At 63.8% G+C, this 22679-nt stretch carries 22 protein-coding genes and 1 pseudogene; 13 read left to right on the forward strand and 10 right to left on the reverse strand.

Translation table 11 applies throughout. The features are described 5' to 3' along the window. Positions 1-186: pseudogene (locus ASE89_RS20795) on the forward strand (NAD-dependent dehydratase); the annotation flags it as partial. Positions 187-363: 177 nt separating this feature from the next. On the opposite strand, the gene ASE89_RS10735 reads toward ASE89_RS20795, so the two are convergent. After that, positions 364-933 carry a TetR/AcrR family transcriptional regulator gene (locus ASE89_RS10735; RefSeq protein WP_056677382.1) on the reverse strand — a complete coding sequence of 190 codons (570 nt, stop codon included), beginning with the start codon at positions 931-933 and terminating at the stop codon, positions 364-366. A 93-nt stretch (positions 934-1026) separates the two neighbouring features. Between ASE89_RS10735 and ASE89_RS10740 the strand changes: the two genes are divergently transcribed. From ASE89_RS10740 to ASE89_RS10750, 3 genes are read left to right on the forward strand one after another with little or no spacing between them, the layout of a single operon-like run. Further along, positions 1027-1710, forward strand: a complete 684-nt coding sequence (locus ASE89_RS10740) for a DUF1349 domain-containing protein (protein WP_056677393.1) — start codon at positions 1027-1029, stop codon at positions 1708-1710. A gap of 5 nt (positions 1711-1715) precedes the next feature. Then, positions 1716-2264: a sugar O-acetyltransferase gene (locus tag ASE89_RS10745; RefSeq protein ID WP_168427639.1), complete on the forward strand. Its 549-nt coding sequence runs from the start codon at positions 1716-1718 to the stop codon at positions 2262-2264. A 26-nt stretch (positions 2265-2290) separates the two neighbouring features. Then, entirely contained in the window at positions 2291-3391 is a 1101-nt protein-coding gene (locus ASE89_RS10750; RefSeq protein WP_168427641.1) for an acyltransferase family protein, read from the forward strand. A gap of 361 nt (positions 3392-3752) precedes the next feature. Here the strand turns inward: ASE89_RS10750 and ASE89_RS10755 are convergent, their stop codons facing one another. Both ASE89_RS10755 and ASE89_RS10760 read right to left on the reverse strand, forming a co-directional pair. Further along, on the reverse strand, positions 3753-4919 hold the full coding sequence (locus ASE89_RS10755) for a sensor histidine kinase (RefSeq protein ID WP_056677402.1): 1167 nt from the start codon (positions 4917-4919) through the stop codon (positions 3753-3755). After that, positions 4909-6237, reverse strand: coding sequence for a sigma-54-dependent transcriptional regulator (locus tag ASE89_RS10760; RefSeq protein WP_330219055.1), 1329 nt, complete (start codon positions 6235-6237; stop codon positions 4909-4911). The genes ASE89_RS10755 and ASE89_RS10760 overlap by 11 nt, the downstream gene beginning before the upstream one ends. A gap of 80 nt (positions 6238-6317) precedes the next feature. On the opposite strand from ASE89_RS10760, the gene ASE89_RS10765 reads away from it, so the two are divergent. From ASE89_RS10765 to ASE89_RS10785, 5 genes are read left to right on the forward strand one after another with little or no spacing between them, the layout of a single operon-like run. Then, positions 6318-7541: an efflux RND transporter periplasmic adaptor subunit gene (locus ASE89_RS10765; protein WP_236701715.1), complete on the forward strand. Its 1224-nt coding sequence runs from the start codon at positions 6318-6320 to the stop codon at positions 7539-7541. An 11-nt stretch (positions 7542-7552) separates the two neighbouring features. Then, the gene (locus ASE89_RS10770; protein ID WP_056677405.1) at positions 7553-8233 is read left to right on the forward strand and encodes an ABC transporter ATP-binding protein; all 681 of its coding nucleotides are present in this window, start codon (positions 7553-7555) and stop codon (positions 8231-8233) included. 16 nt (positions 8234-8249) lie between these two features. Then, complete coding sequence (locus ASE89_RS10775; protein WP_056677408.1) at positions 8250-8933, forward strand: head GIN domain-containing protein; 684 nt, start codon at positions 8250-8252, stop codon at positions 8931-8933. Between the two features lie 29 nt (positions 8934-8962). Continuing rightward, complete coding sequence (locus ASE89_RS10780) at positions 8963-11386, forward strand: FtsX-like permease family protein (protein WP_056677411.1); 2424 nt, start codon at positions 8963-8965, stop codon at positions 11384-11386. Continuing rightward, a complete protein-coding gene (locus ASE89_RS10785; protein WP_056677413.1) occupies positions 11379-12626 on the forward strand; it encodes a TolC family outer membrane protein in 1248 nt (415 codons plus the stop codon). Before ASE89_RS10780 ends, ASE89_RS10785 begins: the two co-directional genes overlap by 8 nt. 102 nt (positions 12627-12728) lie before the next feature. Here ASE89_RS10785 and ASE89_RS10790 read toward each other — a convergent pair whose 3' ends face one another. Beyond that, positions 12729-13214, reverse strand: coding sequence for a hypothetical protein (locus tag ASE89_RS10790; RefSeq protein WP_236701716.1), 486 nt, complete (start codon positions 13212-13214; stop codon positions 12729-12731). Beyond that, positions 13123-13404, reverse strand: a complete 282-nt coding sequence (locus ASE89_RS10795; protein ID WP_056677420.1) for a type II toxin-antitoxin system Phd/YefM family antitoxin — start codon at positions 13402-13404, stop codon at positions 13123-13125. Before ASE89_RS10795 ends, ASE89_RS10790 begins: the two co-directional genes overlap by 92 nt. A gap of 373 nt (positions 13405-13777) precedes the next feature. Between ASE89_RS10795 and ASE89_RS10800 the strand changes: the two genes are divergently transcribed. Beyond that, positions 13778-14875, forward strand: a complete 1098-nt coding sequence (locus ASE89_RS10800) for a site-specific integrase (RefSeq protein WP_056677423.1) — start codon at positions 13778-13780, stop codon at positions 14873-14875. A 580-nt stretch (positions 14876-15455) separates the two neighbouring features. Here ASE89_RS10800 and ASE89_RS10805 read toward each other — a convergent pair. The 3 genes from ASE89_RS10805 to ASE89_RS10815 all read right to left on the reverse strand — a co-directional run bounded on the left by ASE89_RS10805 (position 15456) and on the right by ASE89_RS10815 (position 18100). After that, positions 15456-16370 carry an SDR family NAD(P)-dependent oxidoreductase gene (locus ASE89_RS10805; RefSeq protein WP_056677426.1) on the reverse strand — a complete coding sequence of 305 codons (915 nt, stop codon included), beginning with the start codon at positions 16368-16370 and terminating at the stop codon, positions 15456-15458. Continuing rightward, a complete protein-coding gene (locus tag ASE89_RS10810) occupies positions 16367-17092 on the reverse strand; it encodes an SDR family oxidoreductase (RefSeq protein ID WP_056677428.1) in 726 nt (241 codons plus the stop codon). Before ASE89_RS10810 ends, ASE89_RS10805 begins: the two co-directional genes overlap by 4 nt. 84 nt (positions 17093-17176) lie before the next feature. Then, positions 17177-18100 carry a LysR family transcriptional regulator gene (locus ASE89_RS10815; RefSeq protein ID WP_056677431.1) on the reverse strand — a complete coding sequence of 308 codons (924 nt, stop codon included), beginning with the start codon at positions 18098-18100 and terminating at the stop codon, positions 17177-17179. Between the two features lie 87 nt (positions 18101-18187). Between ASE89_RS10815 and ASE89_RS10820 the strand changes: the two genes are divergently transcribed. Continuing rightward, the gene (locus ASE89_RS10820; protein WP_056677434.1) at positions 18188-18646 is read left to right on the forward strand and encodes an ester cyclase; all 459 of its coding nucleotides are present in this window, start codon (positions 18188-18190) and stop codon (positions 18644-18646) included. Beyond that, positions 18643-19569 carry an NADP-dependent oxidoreductase gene (locus ASE89_RS10825; protein ID WP_201781532.1) on the forward strand — a complete coding sequence of 309 codons (927 nt, stop codon included), beginning with the start codon at positions 18643-18645 and terminating at the stop codon, positions 19567-19569. Before ASE89_RS10820 ends, ASE89_RS10825 begins: the two co-directional genes overlap by 4 nt. A gap of 209 nt (positions 19570-19778) precedes the next feature. On the opposite strand, the gene ASE89_RS10830 is transcribed toward ASE89_RS10825, so the two are convergent. Then, positions 19779-20759 (reverse strand): SDR family oxidoreductase, encoded by a 981-nt coding sequence (locus tag ASE89_RS10830; RefSeq protein ID WP_056677437.1) that lies wholly within the window; start codon positions 20757-20759, stop codon positions 19779-19781. Between the two features lie 23 nt (positions 20760-20782). Further along, entirely contained in the window at positions 20783-21355 is a 573-nt protein-coding gene (locus ASE89_RS10835; protein ID WP_056413621.1) for a DUF2306 domain-containing protein, read from the reverse strand. Between the two features lie 169 nt (positions 21356-21524). Between ASE89_RS10835 and ASE89_RS10840 the strand changes: the two genes are divergently transcribed. Further along, positions 21525-22472 (forward strand): AraC family transcriptional regulator, encoded by a 948-nt coding sequence (locus ASE89_RS10840; RefSeq protein WP_082451408.1) that lies wholly within the window; start codon positions 21525-21527, stop codon positions 22470-22472. Positions 22473-22679: the final 207 nt, after the last annotated feature.

Consider the following 22679-nt stretch of genomic DNA (forward strand, 5'->3'; position numbering starts at 1 on the left):
GGAACCGGATTGCCGGTACGTTCGATCGCAACCGAAGACATCGAGCGCTTCTTCGGCTGGATGACTCCCTTCGCCGCTCTCGACATGACCGCGTCGAGCGTCTTGACGCAGGAGCGGCTGGGATGGGAGCCTACAGGTCCCGATCTACTCACCGATCTCGCCGCGATGATCATTCCGAGCTCATGATCGGATAACAGATCGCCGTTGCACGCTGATGTGAGTAGATTCCGCTGGCGTGCAGCGGCGTGACTATAGCCTGAGGATCACACCATGGCCTCGGCCGGTTACGTGAACGAACGGCCGATTCTGGGATGCCGCTTTCGGGCACTGAACGATCGCTTGTGGGTCGCTTTGTCCAAACCGTCAGTTTTGTCTAAAGTTGTTATTTATGCCGGTAATGCGATCCACAATCGTCCGAATGGCATCTTCCTCAAGCGGCTCGGTGTCGATTGAATTGTGGATGCCGATGCCCTCGATCAGCGCGTCCAGCGCCCTTGCCGTCAACGGATCAAAGAAGCGCTCGAGCGCCACGCGACTATTGCTCATCCATCGCTGCATCACCGCGGCGACGGGCGGATGGCGTGCGGCAAAGGCATAGAGTTCGTAGCTGAGCAGCAAGGTGCGCGGTGTCGCCCATATCGATCCCGCGATGATGGCGACGATGGCCGCCTTGGCGCTGTCCCGATCGCCTGCCATTGCCATCCGCTTCGCAAATTCCTCCGACGATTGCTCGGCCAGTTGCAGAAATGCCGCTGCGATAAGGTCGTCCAGTGTCGCGAAATAATAGGTGACGGACCCGAGCGGCACGGCTGCAGCCGCCGCGATGCGGCGATGCGTGGTGCCGGTCACGCCGTATTCGGCGACGACATCCAGCGTCGCTTCGACGATCCGCTGTCGGCGTTCAGGATCTTTCCGCTTCGTCCCGCCGCTCACGGCACCCCCTTTGCAAAGCGCATGTACATTTGTACAAATTGTTCGTCAGCGAGCGTCGCTCCGCTGTCGTAGCATATAGGGAGGACGGGGGGCATGCAGGAAGCAATAGTATCGCGGCGCACGATCATTGGTGGTGCAACGGCGCTCGCGGTGCCGTCGATCGCACGCGGCAGCGGGACCGTGGCACATACCGTGTTGGGGCGAAGCGATGGCGTCTGGTTGAATGCGCCCCGTCGCTGGAACGTGGATGCGAGGGGAGAAGTGACACTGGTCACCGATCGGGCCACCGATTTCTGGCGCGAGACGCATTATGGCTTCACACGGGATTCCGGTCATTTCCTTGGTTTCGCCACTCCTGCCGCGTTCACGGCGCAGCTGCGCATTCGCGGGGAGTATCGACAGCTTTATGATCAGGCAGGTATCATGATCCGGGTCGACGAGCGTCGCTGGATCAAGGCCGGAATCGAACTGTCCGATGGCCGCGCGATGTTGAGCAGCGTCCTGACCGATGATCGCTCGGACTGGGCGACCAGCCCTTACGCACACGATCCACGCGATTTCTGGATGCGTGCCACGGTCGCCAACGGTGTGTTGCGGTTGCAGGTGTCGGCGGATGGCATAACGTGGCCTCTTGTTCGATTGGCACCGTTTCCCGTGATGTCTTCATATCGCGTCGGCCCCATGGCCTGCACGCCCGAGCGCGAGGGGCTGGGCGTACGGTTTTCCGATCTGCGGATTACCCCGCCGCTCGCCAAAGACCTGCATGATCTGAGCTGAATGTGATGAGCGAGAAGACTAGGATGCTGGCGGGCGAGCTTTACACCGCCGACGATCCCGAACTGGCCGCCGACGCGGCGCGCACTGCGGCGTGGATGGCTCGGTACAACGGCATGGCTGACGCCTCAGCGGCCGCTCGCGATCGGTTGCTACGCGAGGCAATGGGGGACGTCGGAGAAAGGGTAACCGTCCGAGCGCCATTTTACTGCGACTACGGTTATAACATCCATCTCGGCGCAGGAGCGTTCCTCAACTTCGGCTGCGTCGTGCTCGACGTCGTGCGCGTCGATATCGGTGCCGGTACGCAGATCGGGCCGGGCGTGCAGATCCTGACCGCCGACCATCCCCGCGACCCCGCTCTGCGAGCGCGGCTGCTGGAGTTCGGACGGCCAATCTGGATCGGCGCGAACGTTTGGATCGGCGGTGGCGCATTGATCTTGCCCGGCGTGACGATTGGTGACGATGCGATTGTCGGCGCCGGCAGCGTGGTTACCCGTGATGTCGCAGTCGGAGAGACGGTCGTGGGTAACCCCGCACGAGCGGCACGACGATGATTGCGCAGGGTCCACTGGATGCCGTGGTGCCGATCCGGGACGGCAAGGCTCATTTCGAGGTTCTCGACGGGCTGCGCGGCACCGCAGCGCTGCTGGTGGTGGCGTTCCATATCCAGGGCATCACGGTGCTATTCAACGCGCCACAACTGCTACTGCCGCATGCGTATCTGGCTGTCGATTTCTTCTTCGCGCTGTCGGGCTTCGTCGTCGGCTATGCCTATGACGATCGTTGGGGAACGATGTCGACACGCCAGTTCCTAATCCGCCGGCTGATCCGGCTGCACCCCCTCGTCGTGCTGGGCGCGGTGCTGGGGCTGCTCAGCTATGTGGCGGACCCGTTCGCGGGCAATCGGCAGAATGCGCCGGGAATACTCATCGTGTTCGCGTTCGTCATGGCGTTGTTCGCTTTGCCATCCGCGCCGCTGGCCAACCGCTTGGGGGACAGCCATCCGCTGAATGCCCCCGCCTGGACGCTGTTACAGGAATATATCGGCAATCTGGCCTATGCGCTGGTGCTCCGGCGGCTCGGAACGCAAGCGCTGGCGATAACAGCGCTTATCGCTGGACTGGTGTCCGCGGCGATGGCGCTGTCGCTGGGGTCTTACGACACCGGTTGGGGGCTTGCCAATTTCTGGGGCGCGCCTGTGCGGCTTGCCTATCCGTTCATCACCGGTCTGCTGATCTTCCGCCTGCATGACCGGCTGCCGCGATGGCGCATCGGCTTCGTGCCGCTCAGCCTGATCCTCTGCGTCGTCTTCGCCGCCCCCGTGCTGCCCAGCTACGGTGGCCTCAAGTTGAACGGCCTGTATCAGGCATTCTGCGTCCTTCTGTTGTTTCCAGCGATCATCGTGTTGGGGCGGCATTCGGGCGGCGGTCGGATGGTGAGCCGCCTATGCCGTGCGGCAGGGCAGCTATCCTACCCGCTGTACATCACGCATTATCCCTTTGTGTACCTGTACATGAATTGGATCGCTGCCGGTGGCACGACGACATGGGCCACGGTGGCGGTTGCGGCGGCCCTCTATGGTTTCACGATAGCCTTCGCCTTTGCCGCTTACCGCTGGTGGGACCTGCCGCTTCGTCTGGCCTTGCAGCGGCGACGGGTCGAGCAAAGGGGCCGCTACTGACATGTCATCGTTGGCCAGAGCGTTCCGGCGAATGACCTGATGCGGATATCCATGGTATCCCACCTGAATGAATGGCCGGAGTTGGGAACGAACCGGGGGGCTCTGAATGTCCGGAAATGGGTCGTCTTCGTAACCGTTGCGCGTCGATAGCAGCTTGATCAATCCCTTGACATGCCGCGCTGGCGACAAGGCCAATGCATGCTGCTGGGCGGAGCTAGAAGCTCTCCCGTGTCCTGAGCTCTAAGTTTCGAAAACAACGCCTGTTTGGAAAAGAGGCCGCGACAAACGGCCGGCGGTTTGTCCAACGCGCAGGCCTTCTCGCATAGGTTCTGAGCCGAGATAAAGCGCTTGGCTTATGATGTCAGAGCGGCACCGAAAGGTCGAAAGTCGTTGGACGAGTAGCACGTAGCGTCACGTCTCCACCATGGCTTTGAGCTATCTGGCGCGCAGCGGCTAACCCGATTCCGTTGCCGTCGGCCTTCGTAGTGAAAAAGGGCAGGAAGATCGATGCGCGATGGGCGGGGTCGATGCCGGGGCCGTCGTCGGCGACATGAAAGGTCAGGCGATCCGTCGATACCGTAGCAGACAGTCGCACCATCGGCGGTAAATCTGTTACAGTCGTCGCTTCGACGCCGTTGTGCAGCAGCGCCAGCATTGCCTGCACCATCTGGCTGCGATCGAGCGAAACGATCAGGCTGCCCACCTCCGCGATCGTTAGCCGCGCTTCCCCGTGCCACTGTCCGTCGAAGAGCCGCGCGAGATCGGCGAAGAGGTCGGCGACGGAAACCGGGGCAAGTGTAGGTTCGGGCAGTCGTGCTACCTGGCGATAGGCTTCGGTGAACCGGCGCAGGCCATCGGCCCGGCGGGCTAGCGTACCAAGGATCTCGGGTAGGAGCCGGTCACGCCGCTCGGGCACCGCCAGTACCGCGAGCGCGGTCTCGGCGAGCGAAGCAATGGGTGCCATTGCGTTCATTACCTCGTGGCCCAGGACTCGCAGCAGGTCGCGGGTGGCTCGTGCCTCAGCGGCATGTTCCTGGGCCTCGACGTCGATCAACGCAATCAGCATGCCCGGCGCAGCGCCCTGGACGGCGACGCGATCGATACGCCAGCTTCGTCCGTCATGGCGGAGCCGCGCCGCGTCGCCGGACAGCAGTGGGGCGGGCGCTGGCAGGACGAGATCGTCGGTCGCGAACAGCAACCGTGCGGCACGGTTGAGCGCACGAACACGCGTCCCTTCAATCGCGAGCAGCGCCCCGGGCGCTTGGTCAAGGAGAGTGCGCAGCATGACCCGCTCGTCCTCGTGTTCTTCGTTTCGCTCGCCGGTTGCTACGGCTGCGGTATCGCGTGGTTCGCTAGCGCTCCACCACAGTAGCGTTGTAAGCCAGATCGCCGACAGAACACCGAACACCATCGTGCCGTAAAACCCGTAACGCAGTGCCCAGACGGTGAGACCTCCCGCAGCGATCAACCCTGTTGCAGCGGCGATGGCGCCCAGACCACGGGGGTTGAGTGCCCGGTCAGAGACCATAGCGGGTCATCCGGCGGTACAAGGCTTGCCGGGTAAGCCCAAGTGCATTCGCGGCGTGGCTGACATTGTGATGATACTGGCGCAGCGCGGCCTCAATCATCACGCGCTCTGACGCGGACAGCGACACGTCGAGAGGTGCTGCCGGGTCGGGCGCTGCGTTGGCAATCGTCCGGACTAGGGTGGGTGCCAGCGCACTTCCATCGATAACGCCGTCGTCATCAAGTAACACCGCACGCTCGACCGCCTGAGCGAGCCCGCGCACTTCGTCGGTCCACTGCGTCGACAGGATGAGCCCCTCGGCAGATGCGGTGAAGGGTGGGGCGATCTTACCGTAACGTTCGGCCGCGATGCGCGCAAAATGCCGCGCGAGCAGCAGCGCGTCATCCCCGCGCGCGGCAAGGGGCGGTAGTGCTAGGACGATCGTGGCGAGCCGCGCCCGCAGTCGAGAAGACAAGCGAGCGGCATCCTCGACGATGCTGATCGTGCGCAGGTTGTCCGGCAAACGGTCGAGCAGCCGGGTCTGTGCTACGGCATCCAAACGATCCGGATCGCGTAGTATCAGCGTGCCGGTGATCCCGTCCATGCGCGACCACGCCCCCTCGTCGGGCACGTCGATCGTTACAATCGCAACCTCAGCATGAGGAGAGCTCTCGTGGATCTGCGTGGCAGCAAGGTTGCGGCCGCTGCCGGCGGGGCCCTCGATGAGCACGCTCGCGGACGTCGGTGCGATGCGGCGGATGAGGTCACGTGCGGCGAGAATGGGCGGACTGTCGCCAAGCAGCCGGTGGGGCGTGGTGGGGATGGCGGCCGCACCGGCGACGGGTCGTAGGTGCTTGGCGATCGCGGCCTCGACGCGCGCGATCAGGTCGTCGTTGCGCCACGGCTTCATCACGAAGTCCACCGCGCCCGCCTGCATTGCAGCGACAGCAATACGGATGCCGCTGTGTGCCGTGATGACGACCACGGCCGCGGCGGGATCGTCGGCAACGATGCGCGCAAGGCAAGCGAATCCCTCCGCGCCGCTGGTTTGCCCTTGCGTAAAGTTCAGATCGAGCAGGATCGCATCGAAGCGCCGCTGTGCCAGCATCGAAAACGCCTCTTCCGGTCCGCCTGCTACGTCGACTGCGTGCCCAGCGCAATCGAACGCCAGCGCGATCGCGCGCGCAACCTCCGGATTATCGTCGACGAGTAGAATCGTTGCACCGCTTGACACATAGTTTTCTGTCCGCTGGCGGACAGCGTGTCCGGGGTCGGACAGCACGGACGATGGGATGTTCTGCTTAGTCATTGTAATTAGGCCTTTTCGGCATTTCGGCATTCTTGCGCGACACTGTCCGCATGATGACCGAACAGCCCGTACACGCAACCACCTCTCCCGGTGCCAGCATGGATCGCAGGGTGGCGAGAAAGGCGACGCCGTGGTGGCGGCGCCGGACAGTGCTGATCTCCATCTCGGTGGTAATTGTCGCGTTGATGCTGTGGCGTTTCCTGCCGGCGAGCGGATCGACTGACATCGAGCTCGCCGACGTTGAGATCGGCACAGTCATCCGCGCGCCGTTCGCCGATTACCTCCCCGTGCGCGCCACTGTAGCGCCGCGCGTCACCACGCTGGTCGGCGTGTTGTCGGGGGGGCAGGTCGAGACGCTACTGGTGCAGGACGGTGCGATGGTGGCCACCGGTCAGCCAATTGCTCGCCTTGCCAATCCGACGCTCAAGCTCGATGTTCTGACACGCGAGGCACAGATCGCCGGGCAGCTCGGCGACGTGTCTGGTCAGGATCTGGGTATCGAGCGCAACCGCCTGGACCGTGCGGGCCAGATCGCGCAGGCCAATTACGACCTCATCAAGGCGCGCCGCGAACTCGGCATTCGCCAGCAGTTGCACGACCAGGGCTTTGTATCCGACGCTGGTGTGAAGAGCTTTGCAGAAGAAACTGCTTATCAGGAAAAGCGCGTGGCGCAGCTGCAATCGGGCGGTGCGGCGGAGGCGCGGATCACCGCGACACAAGCCGCGCGGCTGGCAGATACGCGTGGACGGCTGTCGGGCAACCTAGCCGCGGTACGCGCCGGCCTCGACGCGCTGACCGTGCGCGCACCTACCGGCGGGCGGCTGACCAACTTCACGATCCAGCCCGGCCAAACCCTAAAACCCGGCGACCCGGCGGGACAGATCGACAGCGAGGGCTCGTGGAAGTTGGAGGCGGACGTCGACGAGTTCTATCTCGGCCGCGTGGCGGTCGGGCAGCGCGCCATCGCCGATGGTGCGCGGCTGACGGTCAGCAAGGTGCTGCCTGCGGTCAAGGATGGCCGCTTCCGTGTCGAGCTGACGTTCGACAGTGCCGCGCGCGTCAGGCTCAATCGCGGCCAGACGCTTGATATCCGCATCACGCTCGGCAGCACCGCGCCAGCGCTGGTTGCCCCCGTGGGGGGCTGGCTAGAGGCGGGGAGCGGATCTTCGGCCTTCGTCCTAGATGCCGACGGTCGCCATGCCCGCCGTCGGGTGGTGAAGGTCGGTCGCCGCAACCCCGAGCAGGTCGAAATCCTGTCCGGCCTCTCGTCCGGCGAACGCATTACCACCTCGAACACTTCGTCCGTGAAGGGCGACATCCTCAACCTCCGCTGAAGGGCCGTTCCATGATCCGTTTAGAGAGCATCCAGCGCCGCTACGTCTCCGACGAGGTCGAGACCACCGCGCTTCACGACATCGACCTGCACGTCGGAGCTGGCGAGTTTGTCGCGATCATGGGCCCGTCTGGCTGCGGCAAGTCGACACTGCTCAACATGCTCGGCACCGTCGATCGGCCGACCGGGGGGCGATATCTGTTCGGTGACCGAGACCTGGCGGCGCTGGACGAGAAGAAGTTGGCGAAGTTCCGCGGCAGCACGCTGGGCTTCGTGTTCCAAAGTTTCAACCTGATCGACGAGCTGACGATCGCCGAAAATGTCGAGCTTGGTTTGGCCTATCGCAAAGACAAGGCGGGCGACCGCCGCCAGCGCGTTGCGGCAGCGATGGACAAGGTCGGCATTGCTCACCGCGCGCGTCACTACCCGCACCAATTGTCCGGCGGGCAGCAGCAGCGTGCCGCCATCGCCCGCGCGATCGTCGGCGACCCGAAGCTGATCCTTGCGGACGAGCCCACCGGCAATCTTGATACCGAAAACGGTGCGCAGGTGATGAACATCTTGACCGGCCTCAACCAGAAGGGGGCGACGATCGTGATGGTCACGCACTCTCCTAGCCACGCCGACATGGCGCGGCGCCGGATCGACATGCTCGACGGCCGCATAGTCACCTCCGTCGCCCGCGCCCTCTGACCCGAAAGGACCGATCATGAACCGACTTACCCATGCCGCCGCCCTCACGCTCGCCGTCGCTTCCTCCCCGGCCTCGCCGCAATCCAGCGAGCAACGCTTCAACGTCCGCGGGTTCAATGCAGTCGAGCTGACCGCGTCAGACTCGATCCAGATAGTTCAGGGGTCGACCGTGTCGGTGGTCGCGACCGGCGATCCGCGCGCCATCGCCGCGCTAGCGATCGATGTCCGCGGCGAAACGCTGCGCGTCGGCCGGCGCCCCGGTACGTGGCGTGACAAGGGCGCGCGCATCACCGTTACGATGCCGTCGCTGCGGGCTGCGCTACTCTCAGGGTCGGGTGAAATCCGCGCTGGTGCGATCGAACGCCGCGACTTCGCTGCCAGTATCTCGGGTTCCGGCGGGATCGTACTGACCGACCTGCGCGTCGGGACTGCTCGGTTCGACCTGTCCGGATCGGGATCGATCGTCGCTAGCGGCCACGCAAGCACTGTAGCGATCGACATGAGCGGCTCGGGCAGCATCAATACGCGTGGGCTGGCTACGTCGGCGGTCACGGTGGATCTGGGCGGATCGGGCACGGTCACCGCCACGGCGTCTCGTACCGCTACGATCGGCGCGGGTGGCTCGGGCATGATTCGCGTTTCGGGCGGTGCACGCTGCGACGTTCGCAAGGGTGGCAGCGCCATCGTCCGCTGCGGCTGACCTTCCTTTCTCAAACACGGACGAGACAGATGAACCGCTTCGCCCTGCTGACGCTCTACCGCTCGCTGACCCGCCACAAGCTTTACGCTGCGCTCAACGTCGGCGGACTGGCGGTGGGGATCGCGGTATTCCTAGTTCTCGCCCTCTACGTCCGGTTCGAGACAAGCTATGAGAAATGGCTCCCGCGTTACAACGGAGTCTACGCGGTGCAGACCGTATGGAACCTTCCGGAAAGCCCGTTTAATGGTGCTTATCCCTGGACGATGGGGGGCCTCCTTGATCAAATGCGCGAGGATTTCCCCGGCACGGTCGGCACCCGGGTGCGCGGCGGCAAGGGTGCCGGCAACGTCTTGCGCGGGGGCATCGCGGTTACCGACGACGTAGCTCAAGTCGATCCGTCCCTCTTCGAAGTGTTCGACCTGCCGATGTCGCGCGGCAACGGGCGCGATGCGCTACGCACACCGACAAACACAATCATCAGCGAAAGTGCTGCCCGCAGATATTTCGGAGCTAGCGACCCGGTCGGTCAGACCTTGACGGTCGGGATGGACAGCTCCGACGCCTATCGCGTCGCGGGGGTCTTCCGCGACCTCCCCAAGAACAGCGACCTTAACTTTTCCATCCTGATCCCGCTTCCGCGGACGCCGCCATCGGAAACCTGGTTTCATTGGGGAAGCTCCTCCCTACAGACCTTTCTCCGCTTCGACACACCGGCCACGGCACAAGCGTTCCAGCAGAAGCTTGGAGCGTTCGTCGATCGTCGCGGGCTGAAGGACATGGGCAAGGACGCCTCGAGGACGCAACAGCTCAAATTGCTCCCGATCGCGAGGATGCATCTCGAACCACAGGGGACGCAGAGTGCGAGCCGAAAGATGACGGTCACGACGCTGGGCGTGGTCGGGTTGCTCACCTTGCTGATCGCGATCGTCAACTACGTGAACCTCGCGACCGCCCGCGCCGGACTGCGCGCTCGCGAGGTCGCGATGCGCAAGGTGCTTGGCGCCGACCGGCGCGCGCTGGTCGGCCAGTTCCTCGGCGAGGCGATTCTGACGGTTGCAATCGCCGCCATCATCGGCCTGATGCTCGCGGAACTCAGCCTGCCGCTCGTTAACGCGGCGGGCGGATTGTCTTTGACGATCCCTTACGCGCTGGTCGCGCCGGCGCTAGTCGCGCTGGTGGTGCTCGTGGGCATCGCCGCTGGCTCCTATCCGGCGATACTGCTGTCGCGTTTTCCAGCCGCCACCGTGCTCGCTTCGGCGCGTGCGCCGGGTGGCGGGCGGGCCGGCAACCGTATTCGTGAGGCGCTAGTGGTGCTTCAGTTCGGCCTCGCCATCGCTTTTACCATCGGCACCTTCGTACTGGTTTCGCAGACCAGGCACGTCCGCCAGACCGATCTGGGCTTCAAGCGCGACGGACTCTTGGTGGTCCGCTCTTTGGCCGATAGTCTGATCGATCCGGCACAGAAGAGTGCGGTCGTCGCGGCGATCCGGGCGATACCCGCAGTGAACGATGTTACTGTCGGCAACAGCGCGGTGGGCGGCAGTGGGGAGAATAACAGCGATAACGTACCGCTGCCAGGCGTAGTCGGACCTGGTCCGTCATTGCGCTGGGTCGTTGTCGGTCCGCGTTTCTTCGATGTGTACGCCAGTCGACTGATTGCGGGGCGGGTGTTCGACGACGCACACGGAGCCGATGACTCGAAGCCGCTCGGTAAAGGCGCACCGATCAACATTGTTATCAATCGCCGCGCTATACCGACGCTCGGCTTCCGCTCAGCGCAGGATGCGATCGGCAAGACCGTAGGCGGCGACCGTCCGCGAACGATCATCGGCGTCATCGACGACATGCAATTCTTCGGCCCACGCGAACCCAATAGCGCGACCTACTACGTCTACTCTCGACAGCCGGAGAAGGCTGGTACAGCGGTGGCGTCGATCCGCTACACGGGCGATCCGCACGCAATGGTGGCAGCTGTGCGCAGCATCTGGCAGCGGATGGTACCGCAGGTTCCGTTTGACGGCGACACTGCCGACAAGTGGCTGGGAGAGTTCTACGAGGACGATGATCGCGCGACCCGACTGTTCGCCGTCGGCGCGGGGCTGGCGGTGCTGATCGGCTGCGTCGGGCTGTGGGGTCTTGCCTCATTCAACACGGCCCGGCGGATCAAAGAGATCGGCATCCGCAAAACGCTAGGTGCGTCGTCCGCCGACATCGTCAGGCTGCTGGTCGGCCAGTTCCTGCGCCCCGTGATGATCGCCAATCTGGTCGCATGGCCGCTCGCCTTCGTCGCGATGCGGACTTGGCTTGCGGGGTTCGAAGATCGGATCACGCTGTCACCGCTTTATTTTATCGGGGCGAGCGTCCTCGCGATTGTCATCGCTGTGCTGACGGTACTCGCCCAATCGTTGCGCGCCAGTCGCGCCGCGCCGGCTTGGGCGTTGCGCCATGAATAAGTGGCCCTTAATTGCTGCAGGACTGGTTCTGGCGACTCCAGCCTGCGGAGAGACGCTGCGCGAGGCGGTCGCCACGGCTTATGCCTCCAACCCTGAGCTTGCAGCAGCTCGTGCTCGGCAGGAAGCGCTGGCGGAGGCGCCTGAACAGGCGCGCGCCCTCGGTCGACCGTCCGCTGATGGCGGTGCCACGGCGGGTTATGACCGGCTCGGCGTCGGTCGCGCCGGCACGGTGAGTGTAGGCGCTACACTGCCCGTTTGGACCGGGGGCCGAGTATCCTCAGCGGTACGCGCGGCGAACAACGACGTGGCGGCCGGGGCCGAGGGTCTGCGTGATACGGAGGCGGCGATCCTTGAGAGCGTTGTCGCCGCCTACGCGGACCTGCTTTACAACCAGCAGGCGGTGGAGGTGGCGCGGGTAGGCATTGAGCGGCTCGACGCCCAGGTCGCCGAGGCGCGTTCGCGCTTCGGGCTGGGCCAGGCGACCCGCACCGACGTTGCCCAGCTTGAGGCGCAACGCTCAAGCGTTGTCGCTAACATGGCTGATGCGGAAGGAACCCTCGCGACCGTGGCTGCGGCATATCGCTCGATCGTCGGGCAGTCGGCAGACGCACTGTCCACCGAAACTCCGCCGCCGACGGCGCTACCAACGAACTTGGAAACGGCGCGCGAGGCCGCGCAGGCTCGTAATCCGCTTCTGCTCCAGCAGCGCCGCGTCGCCGATGCAGCAGCGGCGCGAATCGGTCGAGAGCGAGCCGAACGCGCGCCGTTCCTGGCGCTAAACGGCGCTTATGGCTATGGTGGTCGGATAGCCGACGAGCGCGTTCGAGGTTATGAGGCCGCGGCCTCTGCGGGGCTGGCACTTCGGGTGCCACTGCTGACCGGCGGGCTGGTGTCTTCGCGGGTGAGGCAGGCAGAAGCGACGTACCGCGCCGAGCGATTTCAGATCGATGCCGCTGCGCGGGAAGCGATACGCGGTGCAGATGCCGCCTGGGCGACGCTCATTGCCGCGCGTGCCCGACTGAAAGCGAACGTAGATGGGTTGGCTGCTGCCGACCTTGCACTCAAGGGTGTACGCGCTGAATATAGCTACGGTTTACGCTCAACGATCGACATCCTTGTTGCTGACCAGAGCTTCCGTGCCGCGCAGCTCGCCGTTGCGCGCAGCCGCAGCGATGTTCTGATCGCCCAAGCCGCGCTTTTGCGCGCGACGGGGCGTCTGTCCGGAGAGGCTTACGCATAGACTCTCCGACCGACATCACTTCCCTAATCGCAACTCTCAGTGTCGTCGAAAGCACGAAGTCCGAGGGCGATCGACGTTTGATTTCGATCGATGCCGGTTGTGTCAGTCGCGATCCACCGGACGGCCGATGCCAGCAGCCACGATCGCATCACGGACCCGCCGAAAGAAGCTTGCTGGTAGGTAGCCATAACTGACAGCGGGCTCGCGCCCCGGAATCGGTCGGATGTCGTAGCCGGGCCAGGCAAACCGGTTCCACTCAGTGATGATGATCCACGACCTATCGCCCGACAGGCCGAGATCACGCCGAATGGCGTCGGGCACTTCGATCGCCAACTGATCGCGGGTAGGGGCTTTCGTGGTCAGCGGCACGACGTGCACCTGGTCGATCCCGTCCTTCTGACGAGTCACCAGAACAACGGCAACGGGCCGGTCCTTTATACCTTCATCCCGGCCTTTAACGTACTCGTATTCCCACAAGTAGCTGTAGTTGAGGACTTCACCCGGTTGCGGCGGGGTTGAGCCTTTTTTCGGCGTCTTGGGCGCCGCGGCCGGGTTCGACGCCGCGGATGGCTTCGAGGGTTTCGTCATCAAGATCCTCCACGCGGCCTGCGATCCGTTCACGACGGCGCAGGCGCTCATATTCATCGACGGGGACCATGACGAAGCGCACGCGGCCGTTCCGACTAACGCCGACCGGGCGGATCATTGCCTCGTCGGAATAACGGCCGAACTGCTTTTGCAATTCGCCCGAGGGTACGATTTCCATGCTCGTCGCCATGAGCGGGTTTCCTGTGCTGGATGCGTTGCAAGCTATTACCTGCGCGGCGGGATCTCGATCGCATGCGGGCTGCTGCCTGTACGCGGGGGGCTCGATCGCGAGTGCGGGCTCAGCCTGTACTTGCGGATCTTGATAGAGGCACGACCAGCTTAAAGCCGATATCGATGAAATAGGGAAAACACGGGTAAGCGTCAAGATACGTGAAAATCGGAGAACTAGTGAAAGCGGGAGAACCGGAATGGCTGAGTAGACGCGGAACATCCGGCGAACCATTCTAGCGATAAGACTGATTCCCGCTAGAAACATGCTGGCGTGAAATTGGCCATTCGCGTACCCAACCGGTGCCGCAAAACGTGGCATCTGGCCTAATTTGATGATCGAGCGAACCGACGTGTCACACGACGCCGAAACTAACACGAGCTTGGCCCGCGACATCGTCGTGGCCGATCAGGTCAACGCGCTCGCCGCATACCTACCCGATCTGGCGCCGGACGATCGCGACCGCGTCGATGGCTATGTCGCTCGCGCATCGGCAGAAGCGACGTTGCGCGCCTACCAATCCGACTGGCGGCTATTTTGTGCCTGGTGCGAGGAAAGCGGTTATCGATCGCTGCCCGCGACGCCGGCGATGGTCGCCGCCTTCCTGACCCTACTGGCGGAACGCGGGTTCGCCCCACGGACGCCGCATCGGGCGCGGGGAGGGCGCGAAGCTTTGGCCAAGCCACTCGGGCGTTCAACGATCGGTCGACGGCTATCGGCAATCGTCTTTGCGCACCGCGCGGCGGGGTTCGATCCGCCGACGCAACAGCCAGACGGCGCGCGGTTGGAAAAAGCCATGCGTGCCATCCGCCGCGACAAGCGCGATGATCCATCGGGGAAGAAGCGCCCCGCCGATGGCGACGTGTTGCGTGACATGTTGCGGACGATCGGCGGTGAGGATCTGCGCTCGTATCGTGACCGGGCATTGTTGGCGATCGGGATGGCGGGGGCCTTTCGCCGCTCCGAGCTGGTGGCGATTACCGTGAGCCGGGTGTCGGACGATACGCGCGGATTGCTAGTCCGCGTGCCGACGTCAAAGACCGACCAGGAGGGCAGGGGCCATAGCGTGGCTATTCCCGATGGTCGGCGCCTCGAGCCGGTGCGGCATTACCGGGCCTGGCTGGGAAAAGCCGGGATCGACAGCGGTCATGTGTTTCGCAAAATGACCCCGCAAGGGCGGCTCACCGAGCGGCCGATGAGCGCGCAGGGTGTGGCCCTGGTTGTCAAAGCTGCCGCCCGATCCGCCGGCTATCCGGAGGACTTATTCTCCGGGCACTCTCTGCGAGCTGGGTTTCTTACCGAAGCAGGTCGGCAGAATGCCAATCTGTTTAAGATGCGGGAGCATAGCCGGCACGCCTCGATCGACATGGTGGCGGAGTATGTGCGCGATCACGAGCGATTTCGCGAACATGCTGGAGAGGGGTTTTTGTGATTGCGCAAGCCGTGGAGCGGTGAGAACGAATGCGAGGGACACCAAAGTTCGTGCTTTCGACGACACTCCGGCTGCTCACCGCTTCGTCATCCCAGAATACGTCCTGGTTAAACGCGACGATGCGGGAATCAGGTAGCGCCGTCCCAGTTGATGCCGCGGCCCGCTGAACGACCTTCGTGTCGCCGGTTGTTTCGTCGCGCAAACTAAAAATGATGTCCTTGTCGGAGACAGGGGTCGGCGCACAGAACGCAACCAGTTATCCGCTAACGATCGATAGTGACGGAAAACCTCCAAGATCGGGTTTTCGCCTACTCGAGCAAAGCGACAGGGTTTGTCGCCCAGGCTTAGACTTAATTAGTGACCGCGTCAGTGTTCACCGGGGTGCCATTGGAAATCATGTGTTTTGCGTCGTCTTAAGGCGCGCTCTGTGATTCTCATAACTCCGTCGAAATGACGTCATTTCGGGAAAACGTTTTGGGAACGGTTTTTGGGAAGGCGGCTTGCAGCGGGAGTAGATCACTCGTCACGGCTGTACGCCGTTCCCGGGCCGGAGTCCTTTTTTAGAAGGTCGATCGGGCCTCTATGAGGCTGTAGCGCTTGGCGAGAGATCGCCCAAGCCGAACGCATCAAGCAACAACCGCTGCCGTGCGTCCTGAACGGCGGTAATATTCTCCACTCCCTTTTGTTGGCCGTCCACAAACACGCGTAGCGGACGGTTCCCACGTGGGCGTGCAAGCGCGTCGCGCAGCGCCTCCCCGACCTTGGAAACATCCAGCGCACCGCCTTGCGCAGCGTCGATCTCGCGTAGCCGATCGCCCAAGTCTTCGGCACGCGACGGCAGATCGCCATACTGCGCCACGACAGTCGGATGCACCGGTCTGCCGACATGGGCAAAGTGGTCGGTGCCGCTAGTGAACGCGCCCGGCACAAGGATAACCGTTTCGATTCCGAACGGCCGTGCCTCCATGCCCATCACCTCGGCCAGCGCCTCGCCGGCCGCCTTGGATGCGGCATAGGGGCCGAGGAACGGTTCGGCGATGTGGGCGGTGGTGCTGCTCGTATAGGCGAGAACCCCGTGGCCCTGCCGACGCATCACGGGCAACGCGGCGCGGTTGACGCGCAGCCACGAGGTGGCGTTGGTGTCGAAGATGGCCTGCAGTTGCTCGGGCGCGAACGCTTCGGTGATGCCGGTCATCAGCATACCAGCATTGTTCACCACCACGTCGAGTCGGCCGCGTTCGCTTACCACTTGGTCGATTGCGGCGCGGCAGCTCGGTTCCGACAGCACGTCGAGATCAACGACGCGCAAGTCGAGACCCTCCGTGGCGGCGAGATCGCAAAGCATTCCCGCCCGTCCCTCACCCTCGGAGCGAGCCAGCCGCAATCCGGCGTGAACGTGGTGCCCGGCGCGGGCGAGCACCGTGGCGATAGCCAAGCCGATGCCGCTGCCGGCCCCGGTCACAAGAATCGCCTGTCCGTTTGTAGCGGCGCTCATGCGATGCCTCCGTTCGCCCGAACGATCTGGCCGCTGACCCAGGCGGCCTGCGGCGAGGCGAGAAAGGCAACGAGCGCCGCGATGTCGTCGGGCTGGCCGAGCCGCTTCTGCGGCGCCATGCCGGCCATGCGCTGCACGTCCGCGTCCGACTTGCCGTCGAGGAACAGACCGGTTTCGACCGGGCCGGGGGCGACGGCGTTCACGGTGATCCCCCGTCCACCGAGTTCCTTGGCGACGACGCGCACCATGCCTTCGACCGCGCCCTTGGTGGCGTTGTAGAGACTATAACCAGGCGCATTGAGCGCTAGTGTCGTGCTCGACAGGCCGATCAGGCGACCGTCGTCGCGTACCCGCCGGGCCGCTTCGCGGAAAACGTTGAAGGTGCCGCGCAAGTTGACGTCGATCACGCGGTCGAACTCGTCGTCGCCGACCTCCGCGATATGGCCTGTCGTCATCACGCCCGCGCTGGAAACCACTACGTCGATGCCGGCAAACGCAGCTTCTGCTTGGTCGAACAGGCGCGCCACGTCGGACGCCGAGGCCACGTCGGCCTGAACCGCAAGCGCCCTACTCCCCGCATTCTCGATCTCGCTCACCACCTGGGCCGCCTCGCCGTCCGACCCGGCATAGTTGACCACGACCGCCAACCCTTGCGTGGCGAGCGTGATGGCGCAGGCACGGCCGATGCCGCGCGATGCCCCCGTGACGATGGCCGTTCTCATGCTGCAAACTCCGCTAGATATGATGAGAGACAAGCTAGAAGTCGGTCAGCCATCGTGCCAATCGATAGGCAATATGTCGGTACATCAGGTTGGTGGATTGAGCGGTCCCAGGTCAGCGATCGTCTCGCGCAACCAGCGTTGAGCCTGATGCGCTTCGTTTCGCCGATGCCACGACATAACGAAGGATACCGGCGCGAGATCGAAGGGCGGCGGGAACAGGGTGAGCCGATCCCGGCTCTCTGAGTTCGCAACGATGCTCTGAAGTACGGTTGCGATCATGTCAGAGCAGGCGACAACGCGTGGCGCGGCGTGCATCTGCGGAAGGCTAAGCGCGACGCGCCTATGCTGGCCTTGCGCTGCCAGCACCGCATCGACCTGGCCGAAGCGGTCGCCCTCGGGTGAGACGAGCAGGTGCGACAGGCCGAGGAAAGCATCTAGGTCTAGCGTCTGCGATGCGGCAGGATGGTCGCGGCGCAGGATGCAGACGAAGCGATCCTCGAACAATGGACGCGTCAGGATGCGACCGCCCGCCCCCTGCCGGGCCGGCACCCCGATCGTCAGATCGGCCTCGCCCGCATCGAGCAGCGACACGGCATCGTCACGGTGGGTGTAGGCATTGATGCGCAAGATCACACCCGGCGCGATCTTGCGCAGAGTGTCTGTCAGGCGCGGCAGCAGCACTAAGGCGGGATGATCGGACAGCGCGAGCGTGAAGCCTTGCGTCGAGGTGGCAGGGTCGAAGCGTTGGGTAAAATCCAACGTGCGGCGAATCTCTCCTAGAGCCCGGCCGAGCGGTTCGGCCAATTCAATGGCGCGCTGTGTCGGTTGCAGGCCTGAGGGGGCGCGCACGAACAATTCGTCCTCAAACAGCGCGCGCAGCCGAGCGAGCGCCGCGCTCATCGCAGGTTGAGTGCGGCCGGTGCGCTTGCCGGCACGCGTGACGTTGCGCTCCACCATCAGCGCGTCAAACGCAACCAACAGGTTCAGATCAATACCATGCAAATCCATGCGAATGATGATGTCACATACCGACTATCTATTTCAACGATGCAAAGTCGGCGCTTACCTCCCGGTCATCCAACTAGGAGACTAAGCATGGCACAAACCGACGCCGCAATTAGCGGCACTCTGAGTAAGGAGGACCGCATCGCGATCGAGACGCTGTACCGCGCCTTCTCCGAACATGCCCCCGACCTCCTTGACCAGGCAGTCACCGCCGACTGGCAAGACATCCCGCTCGCACCTGGTCAAGCGTCCGGCCGTGATGGCATGAAGCCGTTGATCCGCGGCTTCAGCGCCGCCTTCCCCGACGCGAAGGTTACGATCCACGAGATCATCGGCGCGCCCGGCCGAGCCGGCGTGCGGGCGGAGATCACGGGCACTCATCGAGGCGAATGGTTCGGCGTTGAGCCGACCGGCCGCACTTTCAGGCTACCAATCCACGAGTTCCACCATGTCGAGAACGGCCGGGTGACGCACACCTGGCACATGGAGGACTGGTTTGGCTGGCTGCATCAGATAGGCGCGATGGACGCTGCCGAGGAGAAGGCATGATGAAGGCGTTTCAGCTCAGTGGCTACGAAACCGATCCTGCGCTCACCGAGACTGACACGCCTTGGCCCGGTGCGGGCGAGGTGTTGGTGCGCGTCGCCAGTGCGGCGCTCAACCCGCTCGACGTGAAGCTCCAGAGCGGGGCAATGCACGGGTATTTCCCGCTTACCTTCCCGACGACAGTCGGCACCGACCTCAGCGGCACGGTAGAGGCGCTCGGCGCCGATGTTACCGGCTGGACGGTCGGTGACCGCATCGTCGCACGCAAGCCGCCGACCAGCGGCGGTGCCATCGCCGAGTACGCGCTCGTGCCGGCCGACCAGCTCGTGAAGCTGCCCGACGCGATCAGCTTCGAGGATGCCGCCGGGATCCCCACAGCGGCAGGCACGGCCTGGCAGGCGCTGTTCGAGGTGGCCGATCTCACGGTCGGGCAGACGGTCCTCGTCCATGCCGGTGCGGGCGGCGTGGGCAGCTTCGCCATCCAGTTCGCCCGCGCCGCTGGCGCGCGCGTGATCGCCACGGCGTCCGGTAACGGTATCGCCATCGCCGAACGGTTCGGCGCGGACGTGGTGATCGATCACCGCCACGAGGATTTTGCCGCCCGCGTGTCCGACGTCGACGCGGTTCTCGATACGGTCGGTGGCGACACGCAGGTCCGCTCGTTCGACGTGCTGCGCGTAGGCGGCATCCTGGCCTCCACGGTATCGCCACCCGACGAGGCCATGGCCAAGGCGCACAACGTCCGCGCCGCCTTCGTCTTCCACTCGTCGGATGCGACCCGGCTTGCAACCGTGGTGAAAGAGGTGGCGGGCGGTGTTCGCGTCCTGACAGATCGCGTCGTGCCGCTTGCCGACGCTCCAGATGCGTTCGCCTACCAAGGGTCCGGTCGCGCACGCGGTAAGATCGTTCTTCGCGTCACGGTCTGATCAAGGGTTAAAACTGGATTGCCTTGGTCAGCGGTTAAGGCAATCCAGTCTTATACGATCGTGCCAAACGGCGCCGCTTCTCAAAACGATGTTTGACCGGTTTTTAGAAGGCTCAGCCTTTCCAGATCAACGCTGGGCATAAGAGAAGATGCAAAAAGGCATCTCGAGGACGCAGCCGGTCAAAACGTCCCCACTGCGCCGACCAGCGATCAGTCGCCGAAATAAGCAGGTCCATAAAGATCGTCGGCCAGCGACATTCCCTTTGGTGCCCAGCCAAGCTGCTCTCGCGTCCGCATGCTGTCCACCGGATTGTCGACGGAAACGAACGGTGCGGTAAAGCCCAGCTGGCGCTTGGCGTCGGCCTTAGTGCCCGATCGTACAGGGAGGCACAGCCGCCGACCCATGATTTCGGCGATCTCTCGGTAGGTCAGCCCGGCGTCTCCGACGCCGTGGTACACGCCCCCGGCAACACCTTGCTCCAGCGCGAGCCTAAACAGAGTCACTGCGTCGTCGATTTGCACCCCGGTCCAGCGGTTGGCGCCATCTCCGACATACAGCACCTCGCCATGCTTGCGCGCGGCAGCCGCGAGCTGCGGGATCAACCCCTTATCGCCCATTCCGTGGACGGAAGGTGCCAGCCGGACAATCGAGGCGCGCACGCCGCGTGTCGCCCACTGCAATACACGGGCTTCGCTCACCGCGCGCACATAGCCGGGTGATCCAGGGTTCGGCGCGTCGGCCTCGGTGGCAACGCGTGGTGCGCGTTCCCCCGAAGCGCCGGCAATGCCCATTGTGGCAAAGGCGGTGACCAACGGCCGGTTCGAGCCCTGCAGCGCGCCTGCGAGCGCGTCGAGCGCAGCGTCGTTGGTCATGGTGATTGCCCTCATCATGCGGGCGATCATGTTGCCGGGCCAGCCGCCCAGCACCGCGCCGAGCAGGCGTCTACGCGGCATGTCGCCCGGTGAGAAGCTGTAGGCCAGGTGGATCACGCCGTCCGCCTCCGCGGCGCCCTGTCGCAGTACGGCCAGATCAGTGAGGCTGCCGCTGAGGGAACTGACGCCCACATCGCGCAACGCCTTTGCCGATGCTTCCGACCGGGCAAGGCCTACAACCTCATGCCCGCGCGCAATTAAATTCGTGGCGAGGGCGGGACCTATAAAGCCGGTTGCGCCCGTAATGAATACTCTCATTCTCATATTCTTTCGCAAATGTGTCAGGTGTCGGGGGCACCGATGAACAGCTCCGCGACGATCATGTTGGGCAGCCAGCAAGCCCAAGCGATAACGCGGTAGGATATTGTGAAATCGAGCCCCATCAGGCTGGTTAGTGGCAGGTAGAGCCGCAGCGTCACCGCCGACAGCGTCAGCGCAAACGAGCGGATCATCCAGCGGTGATGCGCCGGCACGCGGCCCATCAGGATCTCCCGCACTGCGATTGTCGTGGCGGTGAGCCACGCTGTTCCCAATGCAGCGAAGCCGGCACCAGCAATCGGTCCCGCCGATACGCCAGTCGCTAAGACTAGCGCCGACACGCCGCCCGCGGCACAGCTGGCGACATAAACCCGTCCAAGCGTCCGGTGGATCACGGGTCGGCGTCCACGCAATGCTGGGACGAACTGCCAAGGTCCGACAAGCAGTGCGGTGGCGGCACCTGCCGCGTGTATAACGATCCACGGACTGAGGTGACGGTTGGCGGTGATGTTAGGCGGAACCGGGCCGACCCCGGCAAGATAGCGGTAGGATGCGAGCGCGACGACGCTGCTTAGCGCGGCCAGGCCGCTCCACATCACACGCCGACTAATCGACGGTCGGGAGCCTCGATCGGCGAATATGGAGAGGGTCGCTTCTTTACTCATGGGCCTACGGAAAAAAGGAGGGGAGCCCCTCAACTAGACTTCGCCGGCTGGATCATCCATCTTCATATGTCCTGTAGTTCATCGCGATCGTCCAATAACCATGGATCCACTTTCAGACGTTCTGACAATGATGCGGCCGACGAGCTACGGTTTTCGTGGCCTCGACGCCGCTGGCGATTGGGCTTTGGCGTACGATTCCGCGCAAGGCATCCGGTGCATCGCCATCGAAACAGGAACTTGTCGTTTATGGCTGGAAGGCTGCACGGCGCCCACGACACTTCAAGCAGGCGACGTCGTGCTGATGACGTCGGGCGCAGCACGTCTCGGCGCGTCCGATGCCGCCGTGCCGGTCGATGCCGTGGCGCTGTTGTCGAGCGTCTCCGCAGGCGCATTCGTGACGCTAAACGGCGGTGGGGATTGCATTGGGGTAGGCGGCTTCTTCCAGCTCGGCGACAGACAGGCCGCAGCGCTGCTCGCAACCTTGCCACCCCTGGTCCATGTCGGAGAGGGTGAAGGCAGGGACGCCTTGCTGGCGGGCATACGGCGCCTGATGCGCGAGCTGCGCGAGCCGCGTCCGGGAGGCGCGCTACTCGCCAGCCATCTCGCCCAGGCGTTGTTAATCGAGGCGCTGCGTGCGCATCTTAAAAGCGGTCAAGCGCATCGTGGTTGGCTCGCCGCGCTTGTACATCCCAATTTGCGGCGGTCGATGGAGGCGATGCACGGAAACGTCGCGCATCGCTGGTCCCTCCGCGAGCTAGCGCGGTGCGCGGGCATGTCGCGGTCAAGCTTCGCCGCGCATTTCGAGCAGGTCACGGGCGAGACGCCGATCGGCTATTTAGCTCGCTGGCGGATGACGATTGCCTCGGACCAGCTGGCGCGGGGCGGCATGTCCCTGTCCGCCGTTGCTGCATCGGTCGGGTACCAGTCTGAAAGCGCGTTTGGTGCGGCGTTCAAGCGCGCTACAGGCCGTTCACCTCGCAGCATGGGAAAAACGTCTCCCCAATTGGTATTTGGGAAAACTGTAAAACTCGGCATCATCGACCGTTAGCGCTAGCCAGTCAAACGGCGTGCAAAAGGGACCCCTTTTGCAACGCGAACGGTGCCGTCATCGGTCACCAACTGTCGCTAAATGTGGGACATTCGAGACGTTCGAAACTTAGCACTTACGCGACAAGCCTATGTCCGCTTTCGCCCGATTGTGTTGAAAAAGCTGGGATCGGCCGCGGGCAGGCCCGTAGTTTGAAACAGAGCTAGA

The sequence above is a fragment of the Sphingomonas sp. Leaf30 genome (assembly GCF_001422525.1).
Classification (GTDB): Bacteria; Pseudomonadota; Alphaproteobacteria; order Sphingomonadales; family Sphingomonadaceae; genus Sphingomonas; species Sphingomonas aerolata.

Excerpts from the sequence above, each read along its gene's own strand:
- ASE89_RS10740 (WP_056677393.1), top strand. The coding sequence starts at position 1,027 with ATGCAGGAAGCAATAGTATCGCGGCGCACGATCATTGGTGGTGCAACG.
- ASE89_RS10745 (WP_168427639.1), top strand. The coding sequence starts at position 1,716 with ATGAGCGAGAAGACTAGGATGCTGGCGGGCGAGCTTTACACCGCCGAC.
- ASE89_RS10755 (WP_056677402.1), bottom strand. The coding sequence starts at position 4,919 with ATGGTCTCTGACCGGGCACTCAACCCCCGTGGTCTGGGCGCCATCGCC.
- ASE89_RS10760 (WP_330219055.1), bottom strand. The coding sequence starts at position 6,237 with ATGCCGAAATGCCGAAAAGGCCTAATTACAATGACTAAGCAGAACATC.
- ASE89_RS10770 (WP_056677405.1), top strand. The coding sequence starts at position 7,553 with ATGATCCGTTTAGAGAGCATCCAGCGCCGCTACGTCTCCGACGAGGTC.
- ASE89_RS10775 (WP_056677408.1), top strand. The coding sequence starts at position 8,250 with ATGAACCGACTTACCCATGCCGCCGCCCTCACGCTCGCCGTCGCTTCC.
- ASE89_RS10780 (WP_056677411.1), top strand. The coding sequence starts at position 8,963 with ATGAACCGCTTCGCCCTGCTGACGCTCTACCGCTCGCTGACCCGCCAC.
- ASE89_RS10785 (WP_056677413.1), top strand. The coding sequence starts at position 11,379 with ATGAATAAGTGGCCCTTAATTGCTGCAGGACTGGTTCTGGCGACTCCA.
- ASE89_RS10790 (WP_236701716.1), bottom strand. The coding sequence starts at position 13,214 with ATGACGAAACCCTCGAAGCCATCCGCGGCGTCGAACCCGGCCGCGGCG.
- ASE89_RS10795 (WP_056677420.1), bottom strand. The coding sequence starts at position 13,404 with ATGGCGACGAGCATGGAAATCGTACCCTCGGGCGAATTGCAAAAGCAG.
- ASE89_RS10800 (WP_056677423.1), top strand. The coding sequence starts at position 13,778 with ATGATCGAGCGAACCGACGTGTCACACGACGCCGAAACTAACACGAGC.
- ASE89_RS10805 (WP_056677426.1), bottom strand. The coding sequence starts at position 16,370 with ATGAGCGCCGCTACAAACGGACAGGCGATTCTTGTGACCGGGGCCGGC.
- ASE89_RS10810 (WP_056677428.1), bottom strand. The coding sequence starts at position 17,092 with ATGAGAACGGCCATCGTCACGGGGGCATCGCGCGGCATCGGCCGTGCC.
- ASE89_RS10815 (WP_056677431.1), bottom strand. The coding sequence starts at position 18,100 with ATGGATTTGCATGGTATTGATCTGAACCTGTTGGTTGCGTTTGACGCG.
- ASE89_RS10820 (WP_056677434.1), top strand. The coding sequence starts at position 18,188 with ATGGCACAAACCGACGCCGCAATTAGCGGCACTCTGAGTAAGGAGGAC.
- ASE89_RS10825 (WP_201781532.1), top strand. The coding sequence starts at position 18,643 with ATGATGAAGGCGTTTCAGCTCAGTGGCTACGAAACCGATCCTGCGCTC.
- ASE89_RS10830 (WP_056677437.1), bottom strand. The coding sequence starts at position 20,759 with ATGAGAGTATTCATTACGGGCGCAACCGGCTTTATAGGTCCCGCCCTC.
- ASE89_RS10835 (WP_056413621.1), bottom strand. The coding sequence starts at position 21,355 with ATGTGGAGCGGCCTGGCCGCGCTAAGCAGCGTCGTCGCGCTCGCATCC.
- ASE89_RS10840 (WP_082451408.1), top strand. The coding sequence starts at position 21,525 with ATGGATCCACTTTCAGACGTTCTGACAATGATGCGGCCGACGAGCTAC.